This is a genomic window from Klebsiella planticola ATCC 33531 (assembly GCF_000735435.1).
GTDB lineage: Bacteria > Pseudomonadota > Gammaproteobacteria > Enterobacterales > Enterobacteriaceae > Klebsiella > Klebsiella planticola.
In genome coordinates this window covers 93,997-111,262 of record NZ_JMPP01000018.1, presented here as the reverse complement: position 1 = coordinate 111,262, position 17,266 = coordinate 93,997, and the positions used below count along the sequence as shown (strand labels likewise).

Here is a 17,266-nt window from a genome sequence, read left to right as displayed (position 1 = left end):
CCTGATTCCGCTTACAGGAGAGATAACATGACTTACCCGATTCACCCGACGCGATCCACCACCGAGTATCAAAGCGGGGATGCCGCACACCATATCCACGCGTTTCTCGACCAGAAAGCGCTGAACGCTGAAGGACCGCGCGTCATGGTACGCGGCGAAGGCCTGTACCTGTGGGACAATGACGGCAACAAGTATCTGGACGGTATGTCAGGACTGTGGTGTACCCAGCTGGGCTACAGCCGCCAGGATCTGGCGGATGCCGCGGCGGCGCAGTTCGCGAAGCTGCCCTATTACAATATGTTCTTCCACACCACGCACCCGACGGTGATTGAGCTGTCCGAACTCCTTTTCAGCCTGCTGCCCGGGCACTACAGCCACGCCATTTACACCAACTCCGGTTCTGAATCGAATGAAGTGCTGATCCGCACCGTGCGTCGCTACTGGCAGATTCTCGATAAGCCGCAGAAAAAGGTGATGATTGGCCGCTGGAACGGCTACCACGGCTCTACCCTCGCCGCCACCGCGCTCGGGGGCATGAAAGCCATGCATGCCATGGGGGGGATGATTCCCGACGTGGCGCATATTGATGAGCCCTACTGGTATATGCACGGCGGCAACCTGACGCCGCAGGAGTTTGGCCTGCGCTGCGCCCGCCAGCTGGAAGAGAAGATCCTGGAGCTCGGCGCGGAGAACGTCGCGGGCTTTATCGCCGAACCGTTCCAGGGGGCGGGCGGGATGATCTTCCCGCCGGAGAGCTACTGGCCGGAGATTCAACGCATTTGCCGCAAATACGACGTGCTGCTGTGCGCCGATGAGGTGATTGGCGGCTTTGGCAGAACCGGCGAATGGTTTGCGCATCAATATTTTGGCTTTGAGCCCGATACGCTCTCCATCGCCAAAGGGCTGACCTCCGGCTATGTTCCAATGGGCGGCCTGGTGCTGAGCAAACGGATGGCCGAGGTGCTGATTGAGAAAGGCGGCGTCTTTGCCCACGGTCTGACCTATTCCGGCCACCCCGTCGCTGCGGCCGTCGCCATTGCCAACCTGAAAGCACTGCGCGATGAAAACCGGGTCACCACCGTACGTGACGATACCGGCCCGTATCTGCAAAAAACGCTGCGTGAAGTGTTTAGCCACCACCCGATGATTGGCGAAATCCAGGGCACAGGCCTCGTGGCCGCTCTGCAGTTCGCCGAAGATAAGTCGACCCGCAAACGCTTTGCGAATGAAAACGATCTGGCCTGGCGCTGCCGGACTATCGGCTTTGAAGAGGGGGTCATTATCCGCTCTACGCTGGGGCGTATGATTATGGCTCCCGCGCTGATTGCCAGCCACAGCGAACTGGATGAGCTGGTCGAGAAGACCAAACGCGCTATCGACCGGACCGCAAAAGAGAGCGGTCTGTTATAGCTCTTTTACCGTTAGCGCATAACCGCGCTAACGGGACCTGTCCCGCTCGCCCGGAGGTAAAAAAGACCTCCGGGATGTCATCCCGTTTGCGCAGCAGGTACACTACGCCCCCTGTTTCCTCTCCCTGGCTAATCCATGCTGAAGAAATTACCGCTTATTATTCCGCTGCTGGCGCTCATCGCGCTGCTTGTCTGGTGGTTTACGCCCCGCTACTCCGAAGAAGAGATGGCCTGGTACCGTTCGGTTTTCTGTGTCATCGACCACCGGGATAGCCAGGCGTTTCTTCGCGATATGGAAAATATTGTCGAAGGCGGCAATGCCGATTACGCGCTGCACAAAAACCACTATATCCCGGCACTTGGCGAACGTATGCGTCAGACCTGGCTGCAGCTCAGCCAACAAGAACAAGAGAGTATTGGTCAGGATCAGCAGCGCTGCCGCCAGCTGATGAGCGAAAAACAGCGTTAACGCTGCTTTTGAAATCCCAGGCCAGACGGCAATGGGCGGCACCCTGTCCCGCAATGGTATTCTGCCCGCGCTGTCCCTTTAAAAAATAAGGAAAACAGATCTTACCGGTGGCGATAAAAAAGAGTTGATCTGATATGCACAAGCTCTTACTTTGCTAACCAGTTTTCACACGAGATAAGACGATGCCGACAATAACAGCAAGTAGTATGCAAGAAGCGAAAGAGTTAATTCACTGCGGGAAATACAGGGAAATCGTGCTGAATTTTGATATTGATGCTGATGATTTCTTCACGCTCGCCACCTCCCAGTCCGCGACGAAAGTCACGATGATCAACAGAAACAATCACTCACCGGTAAAAGCAGAAAAATAATAAAAAACCTCTGAGGTATTCTTTATGTGGCTATTTATTGGCACACTCGGCGTTGCATTTCTCTCCTCACTGATGCTGATTTGGCTCGATGACCGCATCGCCGAAAGCGATTAAACCAGATTAACACTCCGTGCCGCCCGGCGGCGCGGAGTGATTTATATAGCTACAGCGATTTCGCCAGACGTTCAACGGCCGTCATCAGCCCTTCTTCCGAGACCGTAGAGTAGGACAGACGCAGCGTACGGGTATCCGGATTATCGTGATAGAACGCTTCGCCAGGGACAAACACCACGCCGTTTGCCAGCGTTTTCTTCATCCATTCCATGGTATCGAACGAATAGCGGAAGCGAGCCCACAGGAACATCCCGCCTTTTGGTCGGCTGAAGGCAATGTGCTCCCCGAGTCGCGACTCCAGCGCATCCGCCAGCGCCACACACTTCTTACGATAATCCTCACGGATCAGCGCGATCTGGTTATCCAGGCGATTCATCGCCAGATATTCCGCCGTGATCACCTGCGACAGCATGTTGGTATGCAGATCCGCCGCCTGCTTGACGATCACCGTCTGCTGCGCCAGCCAGTCCGGCATCACAATCCAGCCGATACGCATCCCCGGAGCGAGAATTTTGGAGAAGGTGGAGGTGTAGACCACCTGATCTTCACAGCCCAGCTCAACCGCGTGCTGATACAGCGGACGGCGGACTTCATCGGTAAAGCTGATTTCGCCATAGGGGTCGTCTTCGATGATGACAAAATCATGCTGCTTCGCCAGTTCCACCAGACGGCGGCGGCGATCTTCGCTCAGGGTTTTTCCGCCGGGGTTGCCGAAGGTGGGCACCAGATAAACCGCTTTGACGCGGGTCGTTTCCAGCAGGTCGGCCAGCTGTTCGACCAGCATCCCGTTATCATCAGTATCCACGCTGAGAATATTGGCCTGCGCTAACTGGAATACCTGCAGCGCCGCCAGGTAGGTCGGGCGCTCAACCACCACCGCATCGCCCGGATCGAGCAGCGTACGGGCGACAATATCCAACGATTGCTGAGAACCGGAGGTGATATAAACATGGCTGGCCTGGCAGTCAACGCCGCGCGCCTGACACAGTTCGCTCACGGCCTGACGCAGCGGCGGGTAGCCTTCGGTCAAACCATACTGAAATGCATCGTTGAAGCGCCCGCTCATCACCTGTTGCACAGCCAGATTCAGACCTTCGGTATCAAACAGCTCCGGAGCCGGAATCCCGCCGCCCAGAGAGATAACGCCGGGCAGTTTACTGTGCTTAAGAAGTTCGCGGACGGCGGAGGGCTTGAGTTCACCCGCGCGGGCGGCGAGTCGCCTGTCGTGCATATTATTTTCCTTTTCTGTCTTGTTGTTGTCTTTGTGACTTATCGTGTTTGCAGGATTTGTTGCCCGGACAGGTCGTTTACGGCGCTGTCCGGGCTGCCGGCTACCGGCCGTCGCTGTCTTTCAGCACAATTAACGGTTCGATATCACTCTCTTTTTTGACTACCAGCGAATCATCGCCGCGCAGACAAGTACCGCCGTAGTTGCCGCCGACGGTAAACGTACACACCTGAATGTATTTACCATCCACTTTCGGCAGGCACCAGAGCTGCTGGTAAATATTTTTACGATCGACAAACTGCCCGCTGGTTTTATCCAGCACTTCGTCTTTCGGACCAATCAAATCAATGTTGCTGCCGCAGCGGCCAGAGATAGGTTTCACCGCGTAACCGGTTTTCGCCAGCTCGTCGTTGACCACAAAATCGGTATCCAGCAGATAGCGGTGGTTCGGGAACAGCGACCACAGTACCGGCAGAATGGCCTTGTTACCGGGGATCACCGTCCACAGCGGTTCGAAGACCAGCACTTCCGGACGCAGCAGCACGTCGATCAGCCGCACGGCGTTTTGCGGATGTCCGGTACGGATCGGCACGGCGGCGTACTCATCGGCGCTGACTTCACGCACCTGCTCGATGGCGGTTTCCCAGGCCCAGGTTTTCCAGACGCAGTTCACCAGACGCCCGTCGCCGTCGATCAGCTGCCCGGCGGCATCCCAGTGCAGCTCATCAAGGCCAAAGAGGATCTTACTTTCGAACCCCGCCTGCGTGAGCGAGCGCTGGATAAACAGCGCGTGGTAGTTCTCCTCCAGATCCTTGTCCTGCATGATATGCACGAAAGGACGGGCGCGGCTGTGTTTCCAGGCGCCCGCCAGCTCATCAAGCAGATTTTCCGCCGGGTTGTGTCCGCTGCCGTAGTAGCCCTGCTTCAGCCACTGTTCGAGGATCAGCCCGCCTTCGGTATGACAAGAGGCGGAGTCGGCGTTGTATTCATAGACCTTCAGCCCGCGCTCATCCATACAGAAATCCATGCGGCCGGTAATCATATGATGACGGCGTCGCTGCCACGAGAGGCGCAGGCGCGGCCAGAGAATTTTAGGGATATCAAACAGCGCCAGCAGGTTGTCATCTTTCATCACCTTATCGGTGGCGTGCAGGTACATCAAATGCAGCTCGTTGGTCGCTTTGATTAGCTCCTGCTCGGCGCTTTCGGTAATGGTGAAGTACTGATAGGGATCTTGATTGATGAAGTGACCGTTGGCGGCCACGTAGGCTTTCTGCAGCGAATCTTTCTCGTTCAGCCAGTTACCGCGGAACTGGCCTTTATTCGGCAATCTCGCGCCCTGAATCGCCATCGCTTCACCCGGCAGCACCGGCTGCGGCAGGCTGTGCTCGGTATCGGCGGTCTGAATCATCCAGCCTAATATTTCCGTATCGGCAAAGGTATCTTTGATGGTGTAGAAACCGTCTTTCACTTCCAGCGTTAATTCGCGGGTCCATTGCTGGCCCTGCGGCAGCGGAGCGTGAATCACGTTTTGCTCGGCGATGCGGACCTTATTGCCGACCAGCTGCGTAATCACCGCAACATGGCCGGTATGCTTGAACTCACCGCCCTTTTGCCAAATCAGCAGCGAACCGGCCATCGGCGGACGGCGGGCGCCGTTTGCGAAAGCCTGCAGCGGCAGAATATTGTCATTGACCACTTCACGCAGAAAACGCAGGGAGAAGATTTCATAGGCCATGCCGACATCGGTAAAGACAAAGCCGTAGGTGAGAAACAAAAAGCGGCGCGCGAATTCAACGCACTGCCATTTATGCCCCATATACTCACTGCCGATGTAGCTGCGGAACGTCGCGTCATCCGGATAGTCGCGCGGATTTAAACTGCTGTAATTCGATGAATAAATTGCTACGCCCCCCGGCGCGTAGCCTAACAATGTACCAAAAGGGGCATCACTACTTGTCGATCCTTTGCTCATTAGCCTGACCTCAAATTAATGCAGCCCGGGCAGTTGGCGGAACAAAACTCCCTCTTCTTATCCTGCCACAGGCACTTACCAGACAGAGGTGAAATGATGATACCACTCATTGGATTCAGCGATCGTACCCTGCGGGAAAATAACCCGGCGCCTTTGGGTAAAAGTGATATCGTTATTTGTAATATCTCCCCGTAATACTTCAGGTTGCATTGCCGTTGACAACAGCCGGGTGATTCAGGGAATCATAACGAAGAATGAGACAACGTCAGGAGTTGATTATGAGCGCACAACCGCATCTGCAGGCTCAACCGCTGGTCTGGGGCCACGGCCCACGTACTTTTGAGGTTTTCCTTGAGCCAACCTGCCCGTTTTCCGTCCGGGCATTCAATAAGCTCGACGAGCTACTGGACGAAGTCGGCGCGGATAATGTGACCATCAAGATTCGTCTGCAGTCGCAGCCGTGGCATCTTTTCTCCGGCGTCATCGTGCGCTGCATTCTTGCCGCCTCGACGCTCCCGCACGGCAGAGAGCAGGCGCACAGGGTGTTAAAAGCCGTCGCCGACCATCGCGAAGAGTTTGAATTTACCGACCATTGCAGCGGGCCGAATATGGAGACCACGCCGCAGCAGATTATCCAGCGCATTGAGCGCTATAGCCAGGTTCTGCTCTCTACGGCCTTCGCCCGCCCTGAGCTGCAGGCTGAAATTAAATGGCATTGCAAATACGCGCGACAGAACGGTATTCATGTCTCGCCTACCTTTATGGTCAACGGTCTGGTGCAGCCGGACCTTGGCAGCAGCGACGATATCAGCGTATGGGCCGCGCGGATTATGGCCTGAGTCCCCCTCGCCCCGGTTGCGCGACGCTGACCGGGGCCAATAAGCCTCACACGGTTAAACCTGCTTAGCATCTCCTGCTACACTCCCTCAACGGCTCACTAAAAAGGCAGGTCCTCATGTCAGAGAATAACTACCAACCACCTAAAGTGTGGGAGTGGAAGCAAAACAACGGCGGCGCGTTCGCCAACATCAACCGTCCCGTCTCCGGCGCAACCCATGAAAAAGCGCTACCGGTCGGCTCACATCCGCTGCAGCTCTACTCCCTGGGCACGCCAAACGGCCAGAAGGTGACTATCCTGCTGGAAGAACTGCTGGCGCTCGGCGTGAGCGGCGCGGAATACGATGCCTGGCTGATTCGCATTGGCGAAGGCGATCAGTTCTCCAGCGGTTTTGTTGAGGTGAACCCCAACTCAAAAATTCCCGCCCTGAGCGACCACTCCACCACCCCGCCGACGCGCGTATTTGAGTCCGGCAGCATCCTGCTGTACCTCGCTGAGAAGTTTGGTTTCTTCCTGCCTAAAGATCCCGCCGGGCGGACCGAAACCCTTAACTGGCTGTTCTGGTTACAGGGCGCAGCCCCGTTCCTCGGCGGCGGTTTTGGCCACTTCTTTAACTATGCGCCGGTGAAAATCGAGTATGCGATTGACCGCTTCACGATGGAAGCCAAACGTCAGCTCGACGTGCTGGATAAGCAGCTCGCCCGCAACCGCTATGTTTCCGGGGAAGAGTACACGATCGCTGATATGGCTATCTGGCCGTGGTACGGCAATGTGGTGCTGGGCGGGGTGTATAACGCCGCTGAATTCCTTGACGCCGGCAGCTATAAAAACGTCCTGCGCTGGGCGCAGGACATCGGTAATCGTCCGGCAGTCAAACGCGGGCGTATCGTCAACCGGACCAACGGCCCGCTTAACGAGCAGCTGCATGAACGCCACAGCGCCAGCGACTTCGATACCCTGACCGAAGACAAACGCCAGGCATAACGCCTCACCTACCGGAGGCCTCGGCCTTCGGTAGTTAACTTTCCAGCCGGTATCCCGCCATAAAGTAACGCATTGCGGTACAGGAATGTCCTTCCCTGAAGAAGTCCATGACCATGTTTCTGTCCAGGCCATAACGGCGGGTGAGGATCCCGGCCTCCCAGGCGCTAAGCTGACGATCGCCGGTTTGTTCAAACATCCGCTGAGAATAACCGAGGACAAACCCACGTTTATAATCCGCGCAAAAACCGGCTGCGTTGCTGGCGCTTTCAGCCTGAGAAGCCTTCAACCCCGCCATTAAACCTTTGCCAAAATGGTTATCCATCGCTTTCACCCCCAATCGTTATATATAAAATTATATAGCGATTTTTTGAGCGAGTGCCAGCGCTATTTCCGCCCTTTTTAGCCGAGATATTTGGCAAACCACGCCAGCGTTCGCTGCCAGGCAAGTTCAGCGGCGGCCCGGTCGTAACGCGGCGTGGAGTCGTTGTGAAAACCGTGGTTCACCTGAGGATAGATATAGCCCTCGAACACTTTATGCTGCGCCTTCAGCGCTTGTTCATAGGCGGGCCAACCGTCCGTGATGGGCTTATCCAGCTCCGCATAGTGCAGCAGCAGCGGCGCACGGATTTTTTCGACATCCGCGATCGGCGGCTGGCGGCCATAAAACGGCACCGCGCAGGCCAGTTCCGGGATCGCCACGGCGGCAGCATTGCACACACCGCCGCCGTAACAAAAACCGGTTATTCCCACTTTGCCGCTCGCCTGCGGATGCTTTTCCATAAAGGCGACGGCGGCAAAAAAGTCGTTCATCAGCTTCTGCGGATCGACTTTCTGCTGGAGCTCGCGCCCTTCGTCATCATTGCCGGGATAGCCGCCCACCGAACTCAGGCCATCCGGTGCCAGCGCGATGTAACCGGCTTTGGCCACTCGCCGGGCGACATCTTCGATATAGGGATTCAGCCCGCGATTCTCATGCACGACGATCACCGACGCCGGTTTTACGGTGGGTTTCGTCGGCATCACCAGATAGCCGCGCACCTCTCCGTGCCCTTCGGGCGAAGGATAGCGAATATATTCCGCATGAATATCCGGGTCGGTAAACGAGACCTGCCCGGCAAGCGCATAGTTGGGTTTCAGCAGATTAAACAGTGCCAGGGCGGTCATGCCACCGACGGCGTACTTCCCGGCCATCTGTAAAAACTCCCTCTTGCTGATTTTGCCGTGTGCGTAATAGTCGTAGTACTCCAGCAGCTCTTGCGGAAAATCTTTCGCCGTCAGTCGCGTCATCATCTCTTCTCCGGAAATTAACCCCTTTTAAGCAAAGCATAAGCTCGCGGTGACGCCAGCAATCTTACGCATTGTGATCCAGCAAACGCTGCCGGCGTGCCATACCAGTTAAAATGGAAACGACGTTTTAATTTATAAGGAGAGATCATGTCCTGGTTAGCTGACGCCACCCGCTACGATCGCATGCAGTACCGCTACTGCGGTAAAAGCGGCCTGCAATTGCCCCTCTTGTCGCTGGGACTGTGGCACAACTTTAGCCACGGTCACGCGCTGGATGACCAACGCGCCCTGCTGCGCAAGGCCTTTGACCTGGGCATTACCCATTTCGATCTGGCGAATAACTACGGGCCGCCGCCCGGCAGCGCGGAGGAAAATTTTGGCCGCCTGCTGCGCGAGGATTTTGCCGCCTATCGCGACGAGCTGATTGTGGCGACGAAAGCAGGCTACTCCATGTGGCCAGGCCCCTATGGCAACGGTAGTTCGCGAAAATATCTGCTCGCCAGCCTCGATCAGAGCCTGCAGCGGATGGGACTGGATTACGTCGATATTTTCTATTCGCATCGCGTCGATGAAAATACGCCGATGGAAGAGACTGCCGCAGCGCTGGCGCAGGCGGTACAGAGCGGTAAAGCCTTGTATGTCGGCATCTCCTCCTATTCGCCGGAACGTACGCAGCAAATGGCCGCCCTTTTGCGCGACTGGAAGATCCCGCTGCTTATTCACCAGCCGTCTTATAACCTGCTCAACCGCTGGGTCGACACCAGCGGACTGCTGGATACGCTGGAGGAGAACGGCGTCGGCTGCATCGCCTTTACACCGCTGGCGCAGGGCCTGCTGACCGGTAAATATCTCCAGCAGATCCCGGAGGGTTCGCGGATGTTCTACGAAGGCAAAAGAGCGCGCGGCCTGACGGAAAATATGCTCAGTGAGTCAAATCTGAACAGTCTGCGTTTATTGCAGGAGATGGCCCACCGCCGCGGGCAGAGCATGGCGCAGATGGCGCTGAGCTGGCTGCTGAAAGACCGCCGTGTGACCTCGGTGCTGATTGGCGCCAGCCGCCCGCAGCAGCTGGAGGAGAACGTACAGGCGCTGAAAAATCTGACGTTTAGCGCAGAAGAGCTGGCGCAGATTGACCAGCACGTCGCGGATGGTCAGCTCAATTTATGGCAAACCTCGTCGGATAAATAAGTCACCAGCCCGGCGGCTCTGCCCCGCCGGGCTGGTGTATCAGTGCTTAACCTTGGTCAGACGATCGAGATAGCCCATCACAAACGCCGACAGCACAAAGGTCAGATGGATAATGACGTACCACATCAGCTTGTTGTCCGGTACGTTTTTCGCGTCCATAAACACCCGCAGCAGATGGATAGAGGAGATGGCGACAATCGACGCCGCCACTTTATTTTTCAGGGAGGTGGCATCCATTTTACCCAGCCAGCTGAGCTTTTCTTTACCTTCATTGATATCCAGCTGGGAGACAAAATTCTCGTAGCCGGAGAACATCACCATCACCAGCAGGCCGCCCACCAGCGTCATATCGACCAGCGACAGCAGCGTCAGAATCAGCTCCGACTCGCCCACGCTAAAGATGTGCGGCAGTACGTGGAAAATCTCCTGAAAAAATTTGATCGACAGCGCAATCAGCCCGAGCGAAAGACCAAAATAAACCGGCGCCAACAACCAGCGTGAGGCATACATAGCATTTTCCAGAAAGCGTTCCATAAGATCCTGTGAGTTAACAAAAAACGTTCGGCATTATATCGCAACCCGCCATGGCGATTGCAACCTCCCGCCGCTGCGTATCAGGCATAAAAAAGGCTGGCGCATGGCCAGCCTGAGGAGCGTCGTCGGGAGGGTTATTTCGCTTTTACGGTTTCTTCACCCACCAGACCAATCTTCAGATAACCCGCCTGGTGCAGGGTATCCATGACCTTCATCATCGTCTCATAATCCACGGTTTTGTCCGCGCGGAAGAAGACGGTGGTGTCTTTCTTCCCTTCAGTCAGCGTATCCAGCGCGCCGATCATGCTCTCTTCGGTAATGGCATCGTTGCCGAGGAACATCGTTTTATCCGCTTTCACCGACAGATAAATCGGCTTTTCCGGACGCGGCTGCGGCTGACTTGAGGAGGCCGGAAGGTTGACCTTCACATCCACGGTCGCCAGCGGTGCCGCCACCATAAAGATGATCAACAGCACCAGCATGACGTCAATAAACGGCGTGACGTTAATGTCATGCATTTCGCCGTTATCATCGAGGTTTTCGTTAAAATGCATTGCCATAAAGCATTAACCTACTCGTAATTTTTGCGCGGTACGGACCGGTTTTACGCCGCTGGCGCTCAGATCCAGGTCACGGCTTTGCAGCAGCAGCACCTGCGCGGCGACATCGCCGAGCGACGCTTTGTAGCTGCCGATCATGCGGGCAAAAATGTTATAGATAACCACGGCAGGAATCGCCGCAAACAGGCCGATGGCGGTCGCCAGCAGCGCTTCAGCGATGCCCGGTGCAACTACCGCAAGGTTAGTCGTCTGCGTCTGCGCAATGCCGATAAAGCTGTTCATGATACCCCAGACGGTACCAAACAGGCCGACGAACGGGGAAATCGCCCCGATGGTCGCCAGATAGCCGTTGCCGCGGCCCATATAACGGCCGACGAACGCCACGCGACGCTCAAGGCGGAAACCGGTACGCTCTTTAATCCCTTCGTTATCTTCGACGCCTTCAGAGAGCACCAGCTCGTTCTGCGCTTCGTTGATAAGCTGGGTGCTTAAGCTTTTCGGGTGGAAACTGTTTGCGATATCGCTGGCCTGATCGAGGGAACGAGCATCGCTGAGCTGCTGCTGTTCGCGCTTGAGGCGGCGCTTACTGGAGAGGATTTCAGCACCTTTGCCGAAAAAGATAGCCCAAGTGACTATCGACGCCAAAATCAGGCCAATCATCACGACCTTAACGACAATATCGGCATGATGATACATACCCCAAACGGACAGGTCCGCCTGCATCAAATTATTACCCACGCTGAATCTCCAGGACGTCAATCACAAAATCTGAGCACAATAATATCAAAAAAGCATCGAATTGATAGTGGTTCTCATTAGTATTTACACTGTGCAGCAAATCACGTTTAGATTCCTTGCGCTTACGCAGTAAAAAAGTGGCCGACCGCGGATTTCGCAAAATTTTTGCCCGTATCGGCCATTCCCCGGTACAGCTTGAGTCATTCATGCTAGTTTAGACGTCCAGACGTATAAAACCAGGTAAAAAAAACATGGCTGATAAACATCTTGATACCGCGCTGGTCAATGCCGGGCGCAGTAAAAAATATACTCAGGGCTCGGTCAACAGCGTGATTCAGCGGGCTTCATCGCTGGTGTTCGAGACTGTCGAAGCCAAAAAACACGCCACCCGCAACCGGGCAAAAGGCGAGCTGTTTTACGGCCGTCGCGGGACATTGACCCACTTTTCGCTACAGGAAGCCATGTGCGAACTGGAAGGTGGCGCCGGATGCGCGCTGTTTCCCTGCGGCGCCGCAGCCGTTGCCAATACCATTCTGGCCTTCGTTGAACAGGGCGACCATGTCCTGATGACCAACACCGCGTATGAGCCCAGCCAGGACTTTTGCACTAAAATCCTCGCGAAGCTCGGCGTAACCACCAGCTGGTTCGATCCGCTGATTGGCGCCGATATCGCCCGCCAGATTCAGCCGAACACCCGAGTGGTGTTCCTGGAGTCACCCGGTTCTATCACCATGGAAGTGCACGACGTTCCGGCAATCGTTGCGGCCGTACGCCGCGTTGCCCCGCAGGCGATTATCATGATCGACAACACCTGGGCCGCCGGCGTGCTGTTTAAAGCGCTGGATTTTGGCGTCGATATCTCCATCCAGGCCGGGACGAAATACCTGATAGGCCACTCTGATGCGATGGTCGGCACCGCGGTATCCAACGCGCGCTGTTGGGATCAGCTGCGGGAAAATGCCTACCTGATGGGACAAATGGTCGATGCGGATACCGCCTATATGACCAGCCGCGGCCTGCGCACCCTGGGCGTCCGCCTGCGTCAGCATCACGAAAGCAGCCTGCGTATCGCCGAATGGCTGGCGCAACATCCGCAGGTCGCGCGCGTCAACCACCCTGCGCTACCGGGCAGCAAGGGCCATGAGTTCTGGAAGCGCGATTTTACCGGCAGCAGCGGCCTGTTCTCTTTTGTCCTCAATAAGCGCCTGACCGATGCCGGGCTTGCTGCATATCTCGACAACTTCAGCTTGTTCAGCATGGCCTACTCCTGGGGCGGCTTTGAATCGCTGATTCTGGCTAATCAGCCGGAACAAATCGCCTCAATTCGTCCGGAAGCTGAAGTCGATTTCAGCGGCACGCTGATTCGCGTCCATATCGGTTTAGAAAATGTTGACGATCTGCTGGCGGATTTAGCGGCAGGCTTCTCCCGTATCGTGTAAAGTGACAGCGAGTGGCAACAATAGCGGACGTTCTGCGTAAGGCGGCCGCTGTTGTTGCGCCCGAGATCAAGGTGTTCGGGGCTCTTCAGGAGTACACTAATCAAAAATACGGTACCACTTAGGAAAGTCCATGGTTGTCATTCAAGAGATTGTCGCCGCCCTGTGGCAACATGATTTTGCCGCGCTGGCAAACCCCCAGGTCGTGGGCGTTGTATATCTGGTCATGTTCATGACATTGTTTCTGGAAAACGGTCTGCTACCCGCTTCATTTTTACCCGGGGACAGCCTGCTGCTGCTCGCCGGCGCGCTCATAGCCAAAGGCGTCATGGACTTTGTGCCGACTCTTGCCATCCTTACCGCCGCTGCCAGCCTTGGCTGCTGGCTGAGCTATCTGCAAGGGCGCTGGCTTGGCAATACCGAAACCGTCAAAGGCTGGCTCGCCCATCTGCCGCAGAAGTACCATCAGCGCGCGACCTGTATGTTTGATAAACATGGTCTTCTGGCGCTGCTGGCCGGTCGTTTCCTCGCCTTCGTGCGCACCCTGCTGCCAACGATGGCCGGCATTTCCGGGCTCTCCAACCGCCGCTTTCAGTTCTTCAACTGGCTCAGCGCGCTGCTGTGGGTCGGCGTGGTTACCGGTCTGGGCTATGCGCTCAGCATGATCCCGTTCGTGAAGCGACATGAAGACCAGGTCATGACCTGCCTGATGATTCTGCCCATCGCGCTGCTGGTGGCCGGGCTGGTGGGTACCGTGGTCGTGGTTATCAAGAAAAAATTCTGTAACGCCTGACAGAACCTTCCCGGGAGCGGCGCTGCCCGCCTTCCCGGGAATGAAACCCCGGCCCTTCTCCGTCACAGTCCCTGAATCATTCTGATCCGCGCCGCATCTTCTCCCGGCGTCATGCCAAAGTAGCGTTTAAACTCACGGCTGAACTGCGACGCGCTCTCGTAGCCGACGCGCATCGCCGCGGCACTGGCTTTCATCCCGTCATGAATCATCAGCATCCGCGCCTTATGTAAGCGATAGCTTTTGAGATACTGCAGTGGCGAGGTGCTGGTCACCGATTTGAAATTATGATGAAACGCCGAGACGCTCATATTGGCTTCCGCCGCCAGCTGATCGACGCTGAGGTTTTCGGTGTACTGGCTTTCAATGCGCTTCAGAACACGGCTAATCAGGCTAAAGTGGGTTTGTCGGCTGACCAGCGCCAGCAGCGCCCCGCCGCATGGCCCGGTGAGCACGTGATAGAGGATCTCGCGGATAATCTGTTTGCCGAGGATACGCGCATCCAGCGGACGTTCCATCACATCCAGCAGCCTTTCCGCCGCGCACAGGATCTCCTCCGATAAGGCTGCCGAGTTGATGCCGCTGGAGGCCATCGCCGGCTGAAACAGCTCATCCTCGCCTATGTCCATCAGCAGCTCCTGCAGCTGGAGAATATCCACATTCAGGCGCAATCCCGCCAGCGGCACCTCTGGCGTCGCGAAGGTCTCGCACTCAAACGGCAGCGGTACCGTCAACAGCAGATATTCATTGGTGTCATAGCGAAAAGTCCGCTCATTGATGTAGCCAATTTTATGACCCGAAAAGAGAAAAACAATGCCTGGCTGGTACATCACCGGCGTACGGGTACCCGGCTGTGTGCCGTACAACAGACGAATATCTGGCAGCAGCAAGCTAAGATTTTCTTCGTTATCTTTCAGTGCATTAACCTTTTCCGTCAACAGCTGGCATATCTCGGCGCGGTTCATTTTCGGTGCTTCTCCAGACGTTTTTTCACCTCTGCATTGTGCGCATATTTCTGCCTTTTCTCCAGCCCAGTGGAGAAATGGGCAAGACAACGGCAGGAATGTGCATTGAGAGGAACCGGCGACAGGACCACAATGACCGTCATCTGGCCGAGGCATCCTCTCAGTCGGCAGTTTTCTTTTTTTGAGGGCACGAATAATGAACAATTTCGATCTACATACCCCAACCCGCATCCTGTTTGGTAAAGGCGCCATCGATAACCTGCGCGATCAAATCCCGGCGGATGCCCGGATTCTGGTGACCTACGGCGGCGGCAGCGTGAAGAAAACCGGCGTGCTCGATCAAGTCCTCAACGCCCTGAACGGCTTCGACGTTCTGGAGTTTGGCGGGATTGAACCAAACCCCTCTTACGAAACGCTGATGAACGCGGTGAAAATCGCCCGTGAACAAAACGTCACCTTCCTGCTCGCCGTCGGCGGTGGTTCGGTACTGGATGGCACGAAATTCATCGCCGCAGCGGCGCACTATGACGAAAACGTCGATCCGTGGGAAATTCTCGAAACCTACGGCAGCCATGTGAAAAGTGCGATCCCGATGGGCTCCGTGCTGACGCTGCCGGCAACCGGTTCCGAATCCAATAAAGGTGCCGTGGTTTCACGTAAAACCACCGGCGACAAACGCGCCTTCATGTCTGCTCATGTCCAGCCGGTGTTTGCGATCCTCGATCCGGTTTACACCTATACCCTGCCGCCGCGTCAGGTGGCCAACGGCGTGGTTGACGCATTTGTCCATACCGTTGAGCAGTACGTTACCTATCCGGTTGATGGCAAAATTCAGGATCGCTTTGCCGAAGGCATTCTGCTGACCCTGATTGAAGAGGGTCCGAAAGCGCTGAAGGAGCCGGAAAATTACGACGTTCGCGCCAATATTATGTGGGCCGCGACCCAGGCGTTAAACGGCCTGATCGGCGCTGGCGTTCCCCAGGACTGGGCAACGCACATGCTGGGTCACGAGTTGACCGCGATGCATGGCCTCGATCATGCCCAGACGCTGGCCATCGTGCTGCCAGTATTGTGGAATGAAAAACGCGATACTAAACGCGCGAAACTGCTGCAATATGCCGCTCGCGTCTGGAATATTACCGAGGGTTCTGAAGACGAACGTATCGATGCCGCTATCGCCGCGACGCGTAACTTCTTCGAACAGCTTGGCGTACCGACCCGTCTTTCCGACTACGGTCTGGACGGTAGCTCTATCCCGGCGTTACTGGCTAAACTGGAAGAACACGGCATGACGGCGCTGGGTGAAAATCAGGATATCACCCTTGAGGTCAGCCGTCGGATTTACGAGGCCGCACGCTAAGTTTCCCTTTATCCCTCTCTTCTTCTTGCCGCGAACTTGCGGGAAGGAGAAGAGTTTTACTACCGTTTTTAGCTATTTCGTCCAGACTTAATGCTACCCCTTAGCGGAATGTACACCGCTGAGTTTCATTAACAGGAGGAAGGCATGACACATCCAACCGTTATAAAACTGCACGACGGCAACCTGATGCCACAACTGGGTCTCGGCGTGTGGAAAGCAGGCAACGAGGAAGTCGTCTCCGCCATTCATAAGGCGCTGGAAGTCGGTTATCGCTCTATTGACACCGCCGCCGCATACCAAAATGAGACCGGTGTCGGCAATGCGTTGCGCAGCGCAGGCATCCCCCGCGATGAGCTGTTTATCACCACTAAACTGTGGAACGACGACCAAAAACGCCCTCGTGAAGCGCTGCAAGAGAGCCTGCGCAAGCTGCAGCTCGATTATGTCGATCTCTATCTTATGCACTGGCCGGTTCCGGCAATTGACCACTACGTTGACGCCTGGAAAGGCATGGTTGAGCTGCAAAAAGAGGGGCTGGTCAAAAGCATCGGCGTCTGTAACTTCCAGGTGCATCATCTCCAGCGGCTGCTGGATGAAACCGGCGTCGTGCCGGTGATAAACCAGGTAGAGCTTCATCCTTTACTCCAGCAACGTCAGCTTCATGCCTGGAACGCCACGCATAAAATTCAGACGGAATCCTGGAGTCCGCTGGCGCAAGGGGGAGAAGGCGTTTTCGATCGAAAAATCGTTCACCAACTCGCGGATAAATACGGTAAAACGCCCGCGCAGATTGTTATCCGCTGGCACCTGGACAACGGGCTGGTGGTGATTCCGAAATCGGTAACGCCGGCACGTATTGCGGAGAACTTCAACGTCTGGGATTTCCGTCTCGATAAAGACGAACTGGGTGAGATGGCAAAACTGGACCAGAACAAACGTCTGGGGCCGGATCCTGATCAGTTCGGCGGATAGAACGTAAACAGGCCGGATGGCGCTAACGCCGATCCGGCCTGTGGTTCA

Annotated in this window: 19 protein-coding genes; 10 read left to right on the top strand and 9 right to left on the bottom strand. The window is 55.9% G+C overall.

The window, feature by feature from the left end; all coding sequences use genetic code 11:
• The first annotated feature begins 27 nt into the window (after window positions 1-27).
• The 3 genes from GRPL_RS17680 (at window position 28) to GRPL_RS17690 (ending at window position 2,249) form a co-directional block, all read left to right on the top strand.
• A complete protein-coding gene (locus tag GRPL_RS17680) occupies window positions 28-1,410 on the top strand; it encodes an aspartate aminotransferase family protein (RefSeq protein ID WP_032698773.1) in 1,383 nt (460 codons plus the stop codon).
• Between the two features lie 135 nt (window positions 1,411-1,545).
• Window positions 1,546-1,878 carry a hypothetical protein gene (locus GRPL_RS17685; RefSeq protein ID WP_032698771.1) on the top strand — a complete coding sequence of 111 codons (333 nt, stop codon included), beginning with the start codon at window positions 1,546-1,548 and terminating at the stop codon, window positions 1,876-1,878.
• A 182-nt stretch (window positions 1,879-2,060) separates the two neighbouring features.
• Window positions 2,061-2,249, top strand: a complete 189-nt coding sequence (locus GRPL_RS17690) for a hypothetical protein (RefSeq protein ID WP_032690707.1) — start codon at window positions 2,061-2,063, stop codon at window positions 2,247-2,249.
• A gap of 163 nt (window positions 2,250-2,412) precedes the next feature.
• Here GRPL_RS17690 and GRPL_RS17695 read toward each other — a convergent pair whose 3' ends face one another.
• From GRPL_RS17695 to GRPL_RS28495, 3 genes are all read right to left on the bottom strand, one after another.
• Complete coding sequence (locus GRPL_RS17695) at window positions 2,413-3,594, bottom strand: aminotransferase-like domain-containing protein (RefSeq protein ID WP_032690706.1); 1,182 nt, start codon at window positions 3,592-3,594, stop codon at window positions 2,413-2,415.
• A 100-nt stretch (window positions 3,595-3,694) separates the two neighbouring features.
• Window positions 3,695-5,566 (bottom strand): bifunctional glutathionylspermidine amidase/synthase, encoded by a 1,872-nt coding sequence (gene gss / locus GRPL_RS17700; RefSeq protein ID WP_032690705.1) that lies wholly within the window; start codon window positions 5,564-5,566, stop codon window positions 3,695-3,697.
• Window positions 5,567-5,641: 75 nt separating this feature from the next.
• Entirely contained in the window at window positions 5,642-5,776 is a 135-nt protein-coding gene (locus GRPL_RS28495; RefSeq protein WP_306417341.1) for a hypothetical protein, read from the bottom strand.
• A 68-nt stretch (window positions 5,777-5,844) separates the two neighbouring features.
• Between GRPL_RS28495 and GRPL_RS17705 the strand changes: the two genes are divergently transcribed.
• Window positions 5,845-6,405, top strand: coding sequence for a DsbA family protein (locus tag GRPL_RS17705; RefSeq protein WP_004867687.1), 561 nt, complete (start codon window positions 5,845-5,847; stop codon window positions 6,403-6,405).
• Between the two features lie 116 nt (window positions 6,406-6,521).
• Complete coding sequence (gene yghU, locus GRPL_RS17710) at window positions 6,522-7,388, top strand: glutathione-dependent disulfide-bond oxidoreductase (protein WP_032690704.1); 867 nt, start codon at window positions 6,522-6,524, stop codon at window positions 7,386-7,388.
• Window positions 7,389-7,422: 34 nt separating this feature from the next.
• On the opposite strand, the gene GRPL_RS17715 is transcribed toward yghU, so the two are convergent.
• Window positions 7,423-7,710 (bottom strand): DUF2623 family protein, encoded by a 288-nt coding sequence (locus GRPL_RS17715; protein ID WP_032690703.1) that lies wholly within the window; start codon window positions 7,708-7,710, stop codon window positions 7,423-7,425.
• A 77-nt stretch (window positions 7,711-7,787) separates the two neighbouring features.
• Window positions 7,788-8,675, bottom strand: coding sequence for a YghX family hydrolase (gene yghX, locus GRPL_RS17720; protein ID WP_032698874.1), 888 nt, complete (start codon window positions 8,673-8,675; stop codon window positions 7,788-7,790).
• 147 nt (window positions 8,676-8,822) lie between these two features.
• Between yghX and mgrA the strand changes: the two genes are divergently transcribed.
• Window positions 8,823-9,863, top strand: a complete 1,041-nt coding sequence (gene mgrA, locus GRPL_RS17725) for an L-glyceraldehyde 3-phosphate reductase (protein WP_032697563.1) — start codon at window positions 8,823-8,825, stop codon at window positions 9,861-9,863.
• Between the two features lie 39 nt (window positions 9,864-9,902).
• Here the strand turns inward: mgrA and GRPL_RS17730 are convergent, their stop codons facing one another.
• From GRPL_RS17730 to exbB, 3 genes are all read right to left on the bottom strand, one after another.
• Window positions 9,903-10,397, bottom strand: coding sequence for a TIGR00645 family protein (locus tag GRPL_RS17730; RefSeq protein WP_032690698.1), 495 nt, complete (start codon window positions 10,395-10,397; stop codon window positions 9,903-9,905).
• 134 nt (window positions 10,398-10,531) lie between these two features.
• On the bottom strand, window positions 10,532-10,957 hold the full coding sequence (gene exbD, locus GRPL_RS17735; protein ID WP_032690697.1) for a TonB system transport protein ExbD: 426 nt from the start codon (window positions 10,955-10,957) through the stop codon (window positions 10,532-10,534).
• Between the two features lie 6 nt (window positions 10,958-10,963).
• Window positions 10,964-11,695, bottom strand: a complete 732-nt coding sequence (gene exbB, locus GRPL_RS17740; RefSeq protein ID WP_032690696.1) for a tol-pal system-associated acyl-CoA thioesterase — start codon at window positions 11,693-11,695, stop codon at window positions 10,964-10,966.
• Between the two features lie 251 nt (window positions 11,696-11,946).
• Between exbB and metC the strand changes: the two genes are divergently transcribed.
• Complete coding sequence (gene metC, locus GRPL_RS17745) at window positions 11,947-13,134, top strand: cystathionine beta-lyase (RefSeq protein ID WP_032698770.1); 1,188 nt, start codon at window positions 11,947-11,949, stop codon at window positions 13,132-13,134.
• 130 nt (window positions 13,135-13,264) lie between these two features.
• The gene (yghB, locus tag GRPL_RS17750; protein ID WP_032690694.1) at window positions 13,265-13,924 is read left to right on the top strand and encodes a DedA family general envelope maintenance protein YghB; all 660 of its coding nucleotides are present in this window, start codon (window positions 13,265-13,267) and stop codon (window positions 13,922-13,924) included.
• Window positions 13,925-13,986: 62 nt separating this feature from the next.
• Here the strand turns inward: yghB and GRPL_RS17755 are convergent, their stop codons facing one another.
• Window positions 13,987-14,886, bottom strand: a complete 900-nt coding sequence (locus GRPL_RS17755; protein ID WP_032690693.1) for an AraC family transcriptional regulator — start codon at window positions 14,884-14,886, stop codon at window positions 13,987-13,989.
• A 196-nt stretch (window positions 14,887-15,082) separates the two neighbouring features.
• On the opposite strand from GRPL_RS17755, the gene yqhD reads away from it, so the two are divergent.
• Window positions 15,083-16,246, top strand: a complete 1,164-nt coding sequence (gene yqhD, locus GRPL_RS17760; RefSeq protein ID WP_032690692.1) for an alcohol dehydrogenase — start codon at window positions 15,083-15,085, stop codon at window positions 16,244-16,246.
• Between the two features lie 144 nt (window positions 16,247-16,390).
• Window positions 16,391-17,218: a 2,5-didehydrogluconate reductase DkgA gene (gene dkgA, locus GRPL_RS17765; RefSeq protein ID WP_032698769.1), complete on the top strand. Its 828-nt coding sequence runs from the start codon at window positions 16,391-16,393 to the stop codon at window positions 17,216-17,218.
• Window positions 17,219-17,266: the final 48 nt, after the last annotated feature.